This is a genomic window from Peribacillus sp. B2I2 (genome assembly GCF_041261685.1).
Taxonomy (GTDB): domain Bacteria; phylum Bacillota; class Bacilli; order Bacillales; family DSM-1321; genus Peribacillus.
In genome coordinates, this window is record NZ_JBGCCB010000001.1 from 4,032,451 (window position 1) to 4,046,907 (window position 14,457).

The 14,457-nt window shown below is 42.2% G+C and carries 12 protein-coding genes and 1 pseudogene; 1 reads left to right on the top strand and 12 read right to left on the bottom strand.

Annotation, left to right across the window (positions count from 1 at the left end; translation table 11 throughout):
- Positions 1-93: 93 nt before the first annotated feature.
- Positions 94-1,209 carry a citrate synthase gene (citZ, locus tag ABIE66_RS19925; RefSeq protein WP_289325996.1) on the bottom strand — a complete coding sequence of 372 codons (1,116 nt, stop codon included), beginning with the start codon at positions 1,207-1,209 and terminating at the stop codon, positions 94-96.
- A 522-nt stretch (positions 1,210-1,731) separates the two neighbouring features.
- Complete coding sequence (locus ABIE66_RS19930) at positions 1,732-2,193, bottom strand: DUF441 domain-containing protein (protein ID WP_289327363.1); 462 nt, start codon at positions 2,191-2,193, stop codon at positions 1,732-1,734.
- 191 nt (positions 2,194-2,384) lie between these two features.
- On the opposite strand from ABIE66_RS19930, the pseudogene ytvI reads away from it, so the two are divergent.
- Positions 2,385-3,513, top strand: a pseudogene (gene ytvI / locus ABIE66_RS19935) (sporulation integral membrane protein YtvI).
- A gap of 94 nt (positions 3,514-3,607) precedes the next feature.
- On the opposite strand, the gene aceA reads toward ytvI, so the two are convergent.
- From aceA to ystJ, 10 genes are all read right to left on the bottom strand, one after another.
- Positions 3,608-4,891, bottom strand: a complete 1,284-nt coding sequence (gene aceA, locus ABIE66_RS19940; protein ID WP_370016031.1) for an isocitrate lyase — start codon at positions 4,889-4,891, stop codon at positions 3,608-3,610.
- 38 nt (positions 4,892-4,929) lie between these two features.
- Positions 4,930-6,522 (bottom strand): malate synthase A, encoded by a 1,593-nt coding sequence (aceB, locus tag ABIE66_RS19945; RefSeq protein WP_370016032.1) that lies wholly within the window; start codon positions 6,520-6,522, stop codon positions 4,930-4,932.
- A 397-nt stretch (positions 6,523-6,919) separates the two neighbouring features.
- Entirely contained in the window at positions 6,920-7,312 is a 393-nt protein-coding gene (locus tag ABIE66_RS19950; RefSeq protein ID WP_370016033.1) for an FxsA family protein, read from the bottom strand.
- An 81-nt stretch (positions 7,313-7,393) separates the two neighbouring features.
- The gene (gene pyk / locus ABIE66_RS19955) at positions 7,394-9,154 is read right to left on the bottom strand and encodes a pyruvate kinase (RefSeq protein ID WP_289326000.1); all 1,761 of its coding nucleotides are present in this window, start codon (positions 9,152-9,154) and stop codon (positions 7,394-7,396) included.
- A gap of 128 nt (positions 9,155-9,282) precedes the next feature.
- A complete protein-coding gene (pfkA, locus tag ABIE66_RS19960) occupies positions 9,283-10,242 on the bottom strand; it encodes a 6-phosphofructokinase (protein ID WP_289326001.1) in 960 nt (319 codons plus the stop codon).
- A 115-nt stretch (positions 10,243-10,357) separates the two neighbouring features.
- Positions 10,358-10,513: a hypothetical protein gene (locus ABIE66_RS19965; RefSeq protein ID WP_370016034.1), complete on the bottom strand. Its 156-nt coding sequence runs from the start codon at positions 10,511-10,513 to the stop codon at positions 10,358-10,360.
- 7 nt (positions 10,514-10,520) lie between these two features.
- Positions 10,521-11,522, bottom strand: coding sequence for an acetyl-CoA carboxylase carboxyl transferase subunit alpha (gene accA, locus ABIE66_RS19970; protein ID WP_289315378.1), 1,002 nt, complete (start codon positions 11,520-11,522; stop codon positions 10,521-10,523).
- A complete protein-coding gene (accD, locus tag ABIE66_RS19975) occupies positions 11,519-12,382 on the bottom strand; it encodes an acetyl-CoA carboxylase, carboxyltransferase subunit beta (protein WP_289315377.1) in 864 nt (287 codons plus the stop codon). Before accD ends, accA begins: the two co-directional genes overlap by 4 nt.
- A gap of 90 nt (positions 12,383-12,472) precedes the next feature.
- Positions 12,473-13,102 (bottom strand): FadR/GntR family transcriptional regulator, encoded by a 630-nt coding sequence (locus ABIE66_RS19980; RefSeq protein WP_289326003.1) that lies wholly within the window; start codon positions 13,100-13,102, stop codon positions 12,473-12,475.
- Between the two features lie 5 nt (positions 13,103-13,107).
- Positions 13,108-14,349, bottom strand: a complete 1,242-nt coding sequence (ystJ, locus tag ABIE66_RS19985; RefSeq protein WP_370016035.1) for an NADP-dependent malic enzyme — start codon at positions 14,347-14,349, stop codon at positions 13,108-13,110.
- Positions 14,350-14,457 lie beyond the last annotated feature (108 nt).

Genomic DNA, 14,457 nt, shown 5'->3' on the forward strand with positions numbered 1-14,457 from the left:
AAATGAGGCAGAACCACTAACCCTTTTTACTCACATCTATTAATTTACTACAAATTCGTTGAAATAAAAAATATTTTCTCGAAAAACTTTTAATTAGCGTTTTTCGATCGGTACGTATTTTTGCATACCTGGTCCAACGTACTCTGCACGCGGACGGATAAGGCGGTTGTTTGAATATTGCTCAAGGATATGAGCGATCCAGCCTGAAGCACGGCTTACAGCAAAGATTGGTGTAAATAGGTCATGCTCGATACCTAAACTATGGTATACAGAAGCAGAATAGAAATCCACGTTCGGCGGAAGATTTTTTTGACCAGTTACGATTTCATTAATTTTGATGGACATATCATAATATTGCGGTTGTCCAGTAAGTTCAGTCAGTTTTTGAGACATTTCTTTAAGGTGTTTAGCACGTGGATCACCTTTACGGTATACACGGTGGCCAAATCCCATGATTTTTTCTTTATTGGCTAATTTTTCGTTGATATATGGCTCAACGTTATCCACTGAACCAATATCTGTAAGCATTTTCATGACTTGTTCGTTAGCTCCGCCGTGAAGTGGGCCTTTTAAAGCGCCGATGGCAGAAGTTACGCCAGAATAGATATCAGCTAAAGTAGCCACACAAACGCGTGCAGTGAATGTGGAAGCGTTCAATTCATGGTCAGCATGAAGAACCAATGCTTTGTTGAATGCTTCTTCTTCGATTGCCGTTGGTTCATTACCGCTTAACATATATAAGAAGTTAGCAGCAAAGCTTAAATCTGTACGTGGCGCAACCGCTTCTTTACCTTGACGGGTGCGAGCGAAAGTGGTTACCAATGTAGGGATTTTTGCTTGGATGCGGATTGCTTTACGATAGTTAGCGTCTTCACTCATTACATCTGCTTCTTCATCATAAAGACCAAGAAGAGATACTGCTGTGCGAAGAGCTCCCATTGGATGTACTTTATCAATTGGGTATGTTTTGAAGTGATTAACCACTTCAGCTGGAATTTCAGCATTTTCAGCAAGTTGTTTAGTTAATTCTTCTAGTTGGCTTTTGTTCGGAAGAGCTCCGTGCCATAAAAGATAGATTACTTCCTCGAATGTTGCGTTTGCAGCCAAATCATCGATGTCATATCCTACATACGTTAATGTATCATCGATAATGGAGCTTACTGATGAAGTTGTTGCTACCACACCTTCAAGACCTTTTGTTGCTGTCATACTAAATCTCTCCTTTTCCTAAGTATTCCCCTATGCCCTTGCTCATTGCGTATAAATATAGCGCTTCCAAGGAATTAGCTATTGTATACAACCATCTATTTTTTAGCAGAAGACATACATCTTGTATTGGAAGCGTTCACAGAATATGACCCCAACAATAGTAAAATGTACGATAATCTTTAACAAGAAAATCTAAAAATAATGCTTGTAGCTATTCCTAGTGAGCGCTTGCTCAATAACTACATCTTTTTTTAAGATTCCTCAAAACATCAATGATATTCTGAATCCCTTTTTAATAAATCAGAGCAGTTACATGATTATTATAAACAATAAACACTTTTTTGGGAATGAAAAGCACCTAAAATGTGAAAAAATTATTATTTTATTAGAAAAATTAGCTACATATTCTCTTGCCTTTTTTTATGGGTTTTTGAAAAATTGCCGCAAAGCAGAATAAATGAAACATTAGATAGAAAATTTCACTCTCAAGATTGACGGCCCCTTCAATCATTTGACAACGCTTCATTTAAAAAAATTGAAGATCTGCATGCATAAATAAGCAATTCCCGCCCCGATTAACGGACCGACAGCCACACCTTTGAATAATGCGACCGCAAGAATCGTCCCAAAAACAAGAGCCGTGGTAATGTGCGGATCATGCGATAGGAGGGTAATCCCATTTTTCGCTATGAGTGCAACCGCTATACCAGATGCAAGCGCAATCCAGGCATAAGGAGATTTAATGGCGTCACCGAGTTCCTTGAATCCTATCGTCCCATTCGCTATGGGTATGAGTACGGAGATCGTAATGATCGTAACGCCCAAGTTTATTCCCTTCGCTTCCAGATACGGAAACACTTTAGTATCGAGGCCGATCAGTTTCATGCTTAAAAGAAAACCCGCAGCCATGATCAGTGACGTATTTTTGCCAAACCAACCGATTGCTGCAAGTAAAATTAAAAATATAACAGGACCGTTTATCATTCTCCCTTCACCTTCTTTCGTCATTTTTGTTATTTTAACATAACAAACTCCCCTCTTTCCTGAGAAAAGATCGAATTCTGGAGCAATGCATCATCGGAAAAAATTTAAGCGAAAGACGAAAGAATCTTTCCTTTCTTTTCCATACTCGTTACAATTATAATACAAACTTTATGATTGAAGGAGGATATGTCTTGAATCCAGTATATATGTATCGTTTCATTCGTTCTTTACTGGTCGCCGGAGGGATAATCTTAGGTGGAATTGCCTTGTTTTATTTATCTAAATATACATATCCATTCATCATTGCCATGATAATCGCTTTCTTGATGAACCCTCTGGTCACTTTTTTCGAAAAGAAAGGAAGGCTGCCAAGGGGATTGGCTGTATTCGTTTCCCTTTTACTCATTTTCCTTTTATTTGCGGGTCTTATCACCTTACTGGTTACAGAGATCATATCAGGGACCAATTACCTTGCCGGAGTCATACCACAGCACATAGAGACTATCGTGGACTATATAGAAACATACATCGCGTCCACCGTCATCCCTTTATATAATCAAATAGCTGCCATGTTCAATAATTTGGATATCGAACAGCAAGATACAGTCCTCAAGAATATCCAAAATATCGGTGAATCCATCACTACCGGAGTAAGCGGCTTCATTCAAGCGTTCTTGAAGAACATTCCGACAATCATCGGATGGTTTCCCACTACAGCAACGGCACTCCTCTTTACCCTACTGGGCACTTTCTTCATCAGTAAAGATTGGGATACCTTTGGGCGTATGACCGGAAAAGTGTTGCCTGATAAGATTTTTGCAGGTGCCAAGCGTTTATTCAGGGATTTAAAACGTGCTTTGTTTGGTTTTATCCGTGCACAATTCACTCTTGTTTCATTGACGACCGTTACGATTTTAATCGGATTTCTCATTTTAGGTGTGAATTATTCAATTACCATTGCCCTGATATGCGGATTGGTCGATATCATCCCCTATTTAGGGACAGGGACTATTTTCATTCCTTGGATCATCTTTGAATTCATCGCTGGAAATACAAAGTCTCGCAATCGGTTTGTCCGTCCTTTACATAATCGTTGTTGTCCAGCGTCAGTTAATAGAGCCAAAAGTTCTTTCTTCCAGTATTGGTTTGGATCCGCTTGCCACTCTCATCGCCTTGTTCATCGGCTTCAAATTGATTGGTTTCCTAGGTCTGATCGCAGGACCTGTCGTTCTTGTCATATTCAATACACTTCAGCGTGCCAATGTCTTCAAGGCCATATGGGCTTTCATCATCGGACCGGATACAAAGAAAACCACATAAGTAATCCCGCTATCTTTATACCTTATAGCATTCTCCCATCTCCATATAAAAATCCGCCCCGGGTACGAGGCGGATTTTTGGTTTCAAGCTAAAATTATTTTGACGTCTGGAATTGTTCTGTTTCAGTAGAACCTTCAAGTGCTGTAGTGGATGATGTACCACCAGAAACGACCTGTGCCACTTCATCAAAATAACCAGTTCCCACTTCACGCTGATGACGTGTTGCAGTGTAGCCATCGGATTCACTGGCGAATTCCGCTTGTTGAAGTTCTGAGTATGCAGCCATGCCGCGTTCTTTATAACCAAGGGCAAGATTGAACATGCTATGATTTAACGAGTGGAATCCTGCAAGGGTAACAAATTGGAATTTATAACCCAATTTACCTAATTCAATTTGATAGCTGGCAATTTCTTCATCACTTAATTTCGCTTTCCAGTTAAATGATGGCGAACAATTATAAGCAAGGAGTTTACCCGGGAACTCTGCATGGATCGCTTCGGCAAAGCGGCGGGCATCCGCTAGATTAGGTTCAGAAGTCTCACACCAGATAAGATCGGCATACGGTGCATAAGCAAGGCCTCTTGCAATCGCTTGGTCAAGACCTGCTTTGGTACGGTAAAATCCTTCTGGAGTCCTTTCGCCAGTGATGAATGGTGCATCGACCGGATCGATATCATCGGTGATCAAATCTGCAGCATCAGCATCCGTCCGGGCAATTAAGATAGTCGGTGTACCCATTACGTCTGCTGCCAATCGGGCGGAAACTAAATTACGTACTGCCGTTTGGGTTGGCAGAAGAACTTTACCGCCTAGGTGGCCACATTTTTTCTCGGAAGAAAGCTGATCTTCAAAGTGAACGCCTGCAGCTCCAGCTTCGATCATGCCTTTCATTAATTCAAAGACATTAAGGGAACCGCCAAAGCCGGCTTCAGCATCCGCTACGATTGGTGCGAACCAATCGATATCACTTTTTCCTTCAGCAAAGCTGATTTGATCTGCGCGCTGAAGTGTCTGATTAATGCGTTTAACCACTTGCGGCACGGAATTGGCTGGATATAAACTTTGGTCGGGGTACATTTGCCCTGCAATGTTAGCATCGGCAGCCACTTGCCAGCCGCTTAGGTAAATTGCTTTTAAACCAGCTTTCACCTGCTGCATTGCTTGGTTACCAGTCAATGCTCCCAATGCGTTGATGAAATCCTCTGTATTTAATAGATTCCATAGTTTTTCAGAACCACGGCGTGCCAAGGTCTGTTCAATATCGATGGAACCTCTTAATTTAATAACTTCTTCCGCCGTATATGGACGTTTAATCCCTGTCCACCGTGAGTCATTTTCCCAGCTTTGTTTTAATTGTTGCGCTCTTTCATTCATCATTATATTTTCCTCCTAATTTATATTTAATATTTTAAATATTATGATAATTGTTCGTATGCCGGATTGGTTAAGAAATCTGCAAAGTCATCCGCTTCTATCAATTCTTCGAATAGTTTAGTAGACTCTTCAAACTTTCCTGATTTGAAAGTTTCTTCCCCCACTTCCGACTTAATGACAGCTAATTCTTCTTTCTTAATTTGATGGAATAATTCTTCGGTTATTTTCCTGCCATCTTCGAGAATGCCTTTAGGATGACGGATCCATTGCCAGACTTGAGCTCTTGAAATTTCAGCGGTTGCTGCATCTTCCATTAAGTTATTAATGGGCGCTGCCCCTCTGCCACTTAACCAGGAGGCAATATATTGGATGCCTACGTTAATGTTAGTCCTTAATCCTGCCTCTGTAATCGTTCCTTCGGGTACAGCCAGCAACTCTTGGGCTGTTACATGGACATCTTCCCGTTTGCGGAAAATTTGATTCGGTTTTGGAACAAGCAGGTCAAAAACTTCTTTTGCCGTTCTTACCATACCTGGGTGGGCAACCCATGTTCCATCATGACCGTCTCTTGCTTCGCGTTCTTTATCTGCCCGGACTTTCGCAAAAGCCTCATCGTTCTTAATCGGGTCATTTTTAACTGGAATTTGCGCTGCCATCCCGCCGATTGCCGGAGCATTACGGGTGTGGCATGTTTTGATTGCCAATAAGGAATAAGCTCTCATGTTCGGGACGGTCATCGTGACCTGTAACCGGTCAGGGAAGATCACATCATCCGAGTGACGGAATTTTTTCAGGAAACTGAAGATATAATCCCAGCGCCCACAGTTCAGGCCTGCCGAATGTTCTTTCAGCTCGTACAGAATTTCGTCCATTTCGAATGCGGCAAGAATCGTTTCTATTAAGACCGTTGCCTTGATGGTTCCTTGCGGAATTCTCAAATCGTTTTGTGCATACACGAATATTTCATTCCATAATCTTGCTTCCAGATGGCTTTCCATTTTTGGTAAATAGAAGTATGGACCGCTTTGTTGTTCGACCAATGCTTTTGCGTTGTGATAAAAGTACAGTCCAAAGTCAAAAATGCTGGCTGATATAGGCTGTCCATCTAACATGATATGTTTTTCCTCTAAATGCCAGCCGCGTGGCCTTACCTTTAAAACAGCCGTCTTATCATTTAATTCATACACTTTACCATTTGGATTTTTAAATGAAATGGTACCGCGGATGGCATCGCGCAAATTCAGTTGACCTTCAATGCAGTTCTCCCAAGTTGGTGAGTTGGCATCTTCAAAGTCAGCCATGAATACATTGGCACCCGAGTTCATGGCATTAATGATCATCTTACGGTCAACTGGTCCAGTGATTTCAACCCTGCGGTCCTGCAAGTCATTCGGGAGGGGCGCAATCGTCCAATCACTTTCACGAATATGCTTCGTTTCTTCAAGGAAATCAGGCAGCTTACCTTGATTCAACTCTTCCTGAACGATTTTGCGCCGTTCCAGAAGTTCTCTCCTTCTTTCACCGAAATGCCGTTCAATCCTTTCGATGAATTGAAGAGCTTCCGTTGTAAGTATTTGTTCATATCCAGGCTTAATGTTGCCTGTAATTTGTAAGCCTTTTGCTCCCGTAATCATGTTGCCTCTCCACACCCTTTCCAATTATCCTATGTTATAATACAGTTGTTTTATTTCCTGTTTGTATTATATAACACGTTGTATAAATTTGTCACCAGTTTTTTCTAAAAAATCTCAAAAAAAGAATTATTTAATGGAAAAGCCTAATTTATCAATGTTTTCACGGGATAAAAAATTAAAAAATTCTGTTATTATATACTGTTTCAACCTCTTAAAATCATCTTTTCATGGTGAAACAGTTAAAATTCAAATACATTAAATTGCCCAACGTCTTGTCCCATTTCAATTAAATGCAAAAAAAACATCCAATGATTACCCTTGGATGCTTTTGATAAATTCTTTTTTTATCCAGACCAAAAAGGCTGCCTAAAAGCTTGAGCCCTTAGACAGCCTTGTATTATTTATGCCGAATGATGGTAACTTTCCCTTTATTCATCCTGTTCATGATAAACCGGATAACTATCGGTTTGAGGAGATTCCGGGTTGGCAGAAACACAAGGATCAATCCCATGATATCCGAGATAAGCCCAGGGGACAGCAACAATGCAGCTCCGATAAAGATACAGATTCCATCAATGATTTCATTTCCAGGCATCATTCCATAACGAATCTGTTCCTGTGCCTTTTTCCATGTTTCCATCCCTTGCCGTTTAGCCAAATAAGCTCCGATTAAACCTGTGGCTACAATCAGGAACAGCGTTGGCCAAAAACCAATCATATTACCTGACAGCAATAGGACAATGATTTCAACGACCGGCATCGCAATGATAAACAATAAAAAATATTTCATCTACATTCCTCCTGCACAGCCCATTTCTGGTGCGGTACATACATCTTACCTCATTGGCACGGAATCAGCCAAAATTTCGTTTTACAAAACGTTGGCATGTCCATCATAAATGACTCCACGACCTGCATCGACTGTTATTCTTTGCCCATCCGTGAAAATTTTTGTTGCGTCCTCCGCCCCAACGATGACCGGAATGCCCAATGTGACTCCTACGACAGCGGCATGGCTTGTCAAACCGCCTTCTTCCGTAATCAATGCCGCACACTTTTCAATCGCTGGCATCATATCGCGGTCCGAACCGATTGTAACCAATACAGAGCCTGCCGTCACTTTTTCCAAAGCTTCCTTGGCATTCTTGGCTACAACCACTTCACCTTTCGCAGATTTCCTGCCGATTCCTTGAGCCTTCAAAAGAACTTCTCCTAACACATGAATTTTCATCAGGTTAGTCGTCCCTGTTTCACCCACAGGCACACCGGCAGTTATGACAACCAAATCCCCATGGGACACTAAGCCGGAATGCAAGCTTTCATCTATTGCGGTTTGAAGCATATCATCGGTAGTCGTCGCTTTAGGACCAATCTGCGGATAGACTCCCCAAGCCAATGCAAGCCGTCTTGAAACATGATCATTGGATGTAACGGCAATGATCGGTGCTTTAGGGCGGTATTTAGAAATCATCCGTGCCGTATGGCCACTTTCTGTAGGGGTGATGATTGCTCCGGCATTAAGATTAAGCGCGGTGTGGGCAACGGATTGACCAATTGCATCCGTGACATTATGACGGTTCACTTTGCTTCTGACTGATAATATATCCCGATAATCAAGCGCAGTTTCAGCACGTGAAGCAATATTATGCATCGTTTGCACAGCTTCGACAGGATAGGTTCCAGCAGCTGTTTCACCAGAAAGCATGATGGCATCCGTTCCATCAAATATGGCATTGGCGACGTCACTTGCTTCTGCACGGGTTGGCCTTGGGTTACGCTGCATCGAATCGAGCATTTGTGTAGCCGTTATGACAGGTTTCCCGGCATTATTACATTTTTTGATCATTTGTTTTTGGACTAATGGCACTTCTTCAGCAGGAATTTCCACTCCCAAGTCGCCACGGGCTACCATCAAACCATCTGAAACTTCCAAGATTTCATCAAGCCGGTCTACGCCCTCTTGATTTTCGATTTTAGGGATGATTTGAATATGTTCCGCTCCATTTTGCTGCAATAATTCACGCACTTCAAGCACATCGGAAGCCCTACGTACAAATGAGGCAGCAATGAAGTCGATCCCCTGTTCGATTCCAAAAAGGATATCTTGTTCATCTTTCTCAGTTATGCCTGGCAGGTTAACCGAAACACCTGGAACATTCACGCCTTTTTTGTTCTTAAGTGTACCGCTATTCAATATTTTGGTACGGATTTCTTTTCTTACCTCATCGATCTTCAACACTTCAAGACCGATCAATCCATCATCCAAAAGGATTTTAGATCCCGGGTGGACATCATGCAGAAGCCCTTCATAGGTAATGGAGAATTTTTCAGGGGTTCCCAGGACTTCATTCATGGAAATAATGACTTCATTGCCTGCCATCAGCTCAATGGAATCATTTTCCATATTATTCGTCCGTATTTCAGGTCCTTTTGTATCCAACAGGATAGCGACCTGTTTACCCGCTTTTTCACTTGCTTCCCTGATATTGCGGATTCTAGCGGCATGTTCTTCATGATTTCCATGAGAAAAGTTAAGCCGGGCCACATTCATCCCCGCTTCTATTAATTGAACCAGTTTTTCTATACTTTCACTTGCAGGGCCAATCGTACAAACAATCTTGGTTTTACGCATAGTGTCATCCTCCTCTAAGGAAAACTCGCCGCCTGTCCAACTTTTGAAGACAGGGGCGTAGTGTTTTAGTCACATCTTTTAAATACTCAATTTCATCCAGAGCAGTTCCTATCATTGATCAATACTGATTAAATGGATAGCTCTGAGGATAAATCATACATTTTCTTGTCGATTGTATGAGGTTTGGCAAGAGCTTCGATGATATCATAATCAACCAGTCGATTTTGTTCTATCCCAACAGCCCTGCCTCCTTTGCCTTCAAGTAGCAATTCAACAGCTTTTGCTCCAAGTCGGCTTGCCAATACCCGGTCATTTGCAGAAGGAGATCCTCCGCGCTGAACATGGCCCAGGACCGTTACACGGGTTTCAAATCCTGCCTTCGCCTCAATTTTCCTGGAAATATCAACGGCACTTCCAACACCTTCAGCTACAATGATGATACTATGCTTTTTCCCACGGTCATGTCCGCGATTCAGCTTCCCAATCAGTTCTTCTATATCGTATTCATATTCGGGACAAAGAATCGTTTCAGCTCCGCCAGCCAATCCAGCCCAAAGCGCGATATCGCCGGCATTTCTTCCCATCACTTCAACCACATAAGTCCTTTCATGGGAAGTTGCCGTATCCCGAATTTTATCGATAGCATCGATGACCGTATTCAGTGCCGTATCGAAACCAATCGTAAAGTCCGTACCCGGTATGTCATTATCAATCGTTCCAGGAACGCCGATACAAGGGAAGCCCCTTTCCGTTAAAGCTTTCGCTCCGCGGTAAGAACCATCGCCACCTATTATGACAATGCCCTCGATACCCAGTTTATTCAATTGTTCAATCGCTTTCAGCTGGCCTTCCTCCGTCTTGAATTCCGGACAGCGAGCCGTATGTAACATTGTGCCGCCTCGATGAATGATATCGCCGACCGACCCAAGTTCAAGCTTCCTTATATTGCCATTTATCAAACCCTGATAACCATGATAAATTCCGAAGACCTCCATTTCATGAAAAATCGCTTTCCGAACAACAGCTCGGACTGCCGCATTCATGCCTGGAGAATCTCCTCCACTTGTCAATACACCAATTCTTTTCATAAATGTCACCTCTCTACAGCACTAATCAATTATAAGCTTCATTATATCATTGTACCCTTTTTCAAGCTTCAATAAGCAATAACTGTTTCACTTATACTCACTTGATGTTATAAGCCTAACCGATTCTCTTCAGAAATTGAAGTAAAATGGCGTAAAAGTTTACATTCTTCACACAAGCCATATTCTTCACTCGTTCTGTAATGAATACTTTTGCTTCAATGAAAGGATGAAAAAACGTGTTGCCCCAGGCAGCACGTTTTTCCTTTTGCAAAATGTGTTTATGAATGCTGTTCCACTTCTTCCTTAGGTTCGCCCTCAGGTTGTTTTGCAAATTCATATTCACCGATTTTCTTGAATTTCATGTAACGCTGGTTGATGAGATCATCACTATTCAATGGCAGAAGTTCATTGAATGAACGTTTAAGGATTTCCTTGATGGCTTCTGCCTGTACATTTGCATCACGGTGGGCGCCGCCTCTCACTTCTGGAATGATCTCATCGATGACTCCTAAGCGATTTAAGTCGGGAGCCGTGATTTTCATTGTTTCCGCAGCCCTCTTGGCCTGAGAAGCATCCTTCCACAGCAAGGCTGCAGCCCCTTCAGGGGAAATGACCGAATATGTTGAATTCTCAAGCATGAAAATTCGGTCTCCAACGCCAAGTGCCAATGCACCGCCGCTTCCGCCTTCACCGATGACGATACTGATGACCGGCACCTTCAACCCTGCCATTTCGAAAAGGTTTTTCGCAATGGCTTCACTTTGCCCGCGCTCTTCAGCAGCTTTACCCGGGAAAGCTCCCTTTGTATCAATGAAACAAATGATAGGCCGATTGAATTTTTCCGCCTGTTTCATCAGACGCAAAGCTTTTCGATAGCCTTCCGGATGGGGCATGCCAAAGTTGCGACGGATGTTTTCCTTCGTATCCTTACCTCGTTGATGACCGATGACAGTCACGGCAAGTCCATCAAACTCTGCGATTCCAGCCACGATTGCTTCATCATCCCCATAATAACGATCACCATGAAACTCCATGAATTCATTGAATAATAGCGGAATGTAATCAAGCGTCGTCGGACGGGCTGGATGCCGGGCAATCTGAACGCGATCCCACGGTTTTAAATGGTTATAAATATCCACTTCCAGCTTCTCTAAACGCTTTTCTAACGTTTCGATTTCAACTGTAAGGTCTACGTCGGCATCCTTCGAAATTGCCTTAAGTTCTTTTATCTTATTTCTCAGGTCCGTAACGGGACGCTCGAACTCTAATTCGTAAATCATGACCATTCACCACCCGGGGCATGGATTTTAAGGATCGTCGTCAAGGTTTCTTTCATTTCCGTACGATTGACGACTGCATCCAATTGGCCGTGCTTCATCAAGAATTCAGCCGTTTGGAAATCTTCAGGAAGTTCTTCATGAATCGTCTGTTCAATGATTCTTCGTCCCGCAAAACCAATAAGGGCTCCAGGTTCGGCTAGATTAATATCACCAAGTGACGCGAAACTTGCCGAAACCCCACCTGTGGTAGGATGAGTCATCATTGATATGATCAGTCCGCCTTCATTGCTGAACATCTTAAGTGCTGCACTTGTCTTTGCCATCTGCATCAAGCTTAAAACACCCTCCTGCATCCGAGCGCCGCCTGAAGCCGTAAAAATGATAAACGGAATCTTCAATTCACCTGCACGTTCAATGGCACGGGTGATTTTTTCCCCAACAACGGATCCCATGCTTCCCATCCGGAAATTCGAATCCATGATGGCTGTTGAAACTTGGTACCCATTGATGCTTCCTACTCCTGTAACAACAGCCTCATTAATCTTGGCTTTCTTTTTATCTTTTTCCAATTTATCCAAGTAATCCGGAAATTCAAGTGGGTTAACTGAAATCATTTCTTTATCAAATTCATTAAAGCTGCCGGCGTCGAATAAACATTCGATACGCTCATGGGAAGACATCGGATGATGGAACCCACAATGCAGACAGACTTTCTTGTTTTTCACTAATTCTTTTGTATACATGATTTTTTTACAGCCGGAGCATTTTGTCATGATTCCTTCTGGTACATCTTGTTTCTCCCGATCAAAAGGAACTGTTGCATATTTCTTCTTAGACTTCGCAAATAGCTCTTTAAGCAAGCTTAATCCTCCCTTTACCACCAATTATCTATTTTATGATACTTGGTACAAACTATATCAGAAATAAAATTAGTATCGTGTAAAAAGGTGTCACTCGTCCTTCGACATATTTCTAATTCTAATAAGATACGTTTCGATGGCTTTTTCTTCATCCCGTTCGAGCAAATATGTAAGAAGTGCCAGATAGTCTTCTTTTTTCACATTACCCTGTTCCATCTCTGATGTTCTAGCATAGCTGTTGACAATACGCCAAATTCTTTCCAGCAATCGATTACGATTCAATATGGCAATTCTTAAGAAGAAATCATCATCATGAAATTCATCCTCATTGACCCAGACCATTAAACGTTTGATGTCCTCAGCCTTAGCGAAAAAGGCGACGATCCGCAAACAGTCTATTTCAATCAGCCTTTTCGTTTCAGCCAAATCTTCTTGAACCTTTTTATCTTGCAAAAAAAAGGTTCCCAGAAGCTCGACTAGCTTATGCTCCTGGAAATCCCTGATAAACGTCCCTTCACCACGCCTAGTTTCTATTAATCCTAATAGCTCTAAGGCACGCAATGCTTCACGGACAGAGGAACGACCAACATTAAAACGATCCGATAACTCCCGTTCAGATGGGATTTTATCTCCCGGCAAGAGACTGTCCGCTTCAATCATGCTGCGTAGGCTCTCAACGACATCGAGATAAATTTTTGATGAAGAAGTACGACCTGCCAAATTAATTATTCCTCACTTTTTCCAATGATCGCTAATTTCCTTGTTTTTTCTTTAATTTCCTCGGGATCCACATTAATTCTAGCCACTCCCGTTTCCATCGCTGCCTTGGCAACAGCCGCCGCAACCGCAGGCGCTACCCTCTCATCAAAAGGAGCAGGGATAACGTAGTCTTCATTCAACTCATGTTCCTGTATTAAACTGGCAATGGCTTGTACTGCAGCAACCTTCATTTTTTCATTGATATGAGTCGCACGTACATCTAACGCTCCACGGAAAATCCCTGGGAAAGCAAGGACGTTATTGACCTGATTCGGGAAATCCGAACGACCTGTTCCAACAACCTTGGCACCCGCTGCTTTCGCATCTTCCGGCATGATTTCCGGATCTGGATTAGCCATCGCAAAGATGATTGCATCCCGATTCATCGAAGAAACCATTTCTTTGGTCAATGCACCTGCAGCAGAAACACCTATAAATACATCAGCGTCTTGAATGACAGTTTCCAAAGGTCCTGAAATCTTATTTCGATTGGTCACTTTCGCCACTTGTTCTTTTATATCATTCATACCTGTCGAACGGCCCTCATAAATGGCACCCTTCGTATCACACATGATTATGTCACGAACGCCATAGCTATAAAGCAATTTAATGATGGCAATGCCCGCAGCGCCTGCCCCATTCGCTACCACTTTAATTTCTGACATTGATTTATTCACAAGTCGTAATGCATTTACAAGACCGGCAACAGTCACAATGGCTGTACCATGCTGATCATCATGAAAAACAGGGATATTCATTTCTTTCTTAAGACGTTCTTCAATTTCAAAACAATTTGGTGCGGCAATGTCCTCTAAGTTCACTCCACCGAAAGTCGGTTCGAGTAATTTAACGGTCTCTACAATTTTGTCCACATCCGTCGTTTTTAAACAGATAGGGAAAGCGTCCACTCCAGCGAAGCTTTTAAATAAAACGGCTTTTCCTTCCATAACCGGCATAGCAGCTTCAGGACCGATGTTTCCAAGTCCCAACACAGCCGTTCCATCAGAAATAACTGCAACAGTATTCCCTTTCATTGTATAGTCATAAACGGTTTCCGGCTTATCGTAAATTTCTTTACAAGGTTCTGCGACACCAGGAGAATAAGCCAGGCTTAAATCCACTGCATTCCTTACCGGTACTTTCGAAACTGTTTCTAATTTCCCTTGATTCAAGCGATGCATATGTAATGCTTCTTCTCTTAATGTCATAGTTTCACTCCTAAAACAAATTGGGTAACCCAAATCATATATGCTGAAATCTAGTGGTCAGACCACAGCGGCCTGTTTTCAATATAACATAACTATTAAAGTTGTAAA

Excerpts from the sequence above, each read along its gene's own strand:
- pyk (WP_289326000.1), bottom strand. The coding sequence starts at position 9,154 with ATGCGTAAAACCAAGATTGTTTGTACGATTGGCCCTGCAAGTGAAAGT.
- aceB (WP_370016032.1), bottom strand. The coding sequence starts at position 6,522 with ATGATTACGGGAGCAAAAGGCTTACAAATTACAGGCAACATTAAGCCT.
- pfkA (WP_289326001.1), bottom strand. The coding sequence starts at position 10,242 with ATGAAAAGAATTGGTGTATTGACAAGTGGAGGAGATTCTCCAGGCATG.
- ABIE66_RS19950 (WP_370016033.1), bottom strand. The coding sequence starts at position 7,312 with ATGAAATATTTTTTATTGTTTATCATTGCGATGCCGGTCGTTGAAATC.
- aceA (WP_370016031.1), bottom strand. The coding sequence starts at position 4,891 with ATGATGAATGAAAGAGCGCAACAATTAAAACAAAGCTGGGAAAATGAC.
- accA (WP_289315378.1), bottom strand. The coding sequence starts at position 11,522 with ATGATTTACGAATTAGAGTTCGAGCGTCCCGTTACGGACCTGAGAAAT.
- citZ (WP_289325996.1), bottom strand. The coding sequence starts at position 1,209 with ATGACAGCAACAAAAGGTCTTGAAGGTGTGGTAGCAACAACTTCATCA.
- ABIE66_RS19930 (WP_289327363.1), bottom strand. The coding sequence starts at position 2,193 with ATGATAAACGGTCCTGTTATATTTTTAATTTTACTTGCAGCAATCGGT.
- ystJ (WP_370016035.1), bottom strand. The coding sequence starts at position 14,349 with ATGACATTAAGAGAAGAAGCATTACATATGCATCGCTTGAATCAAGGG.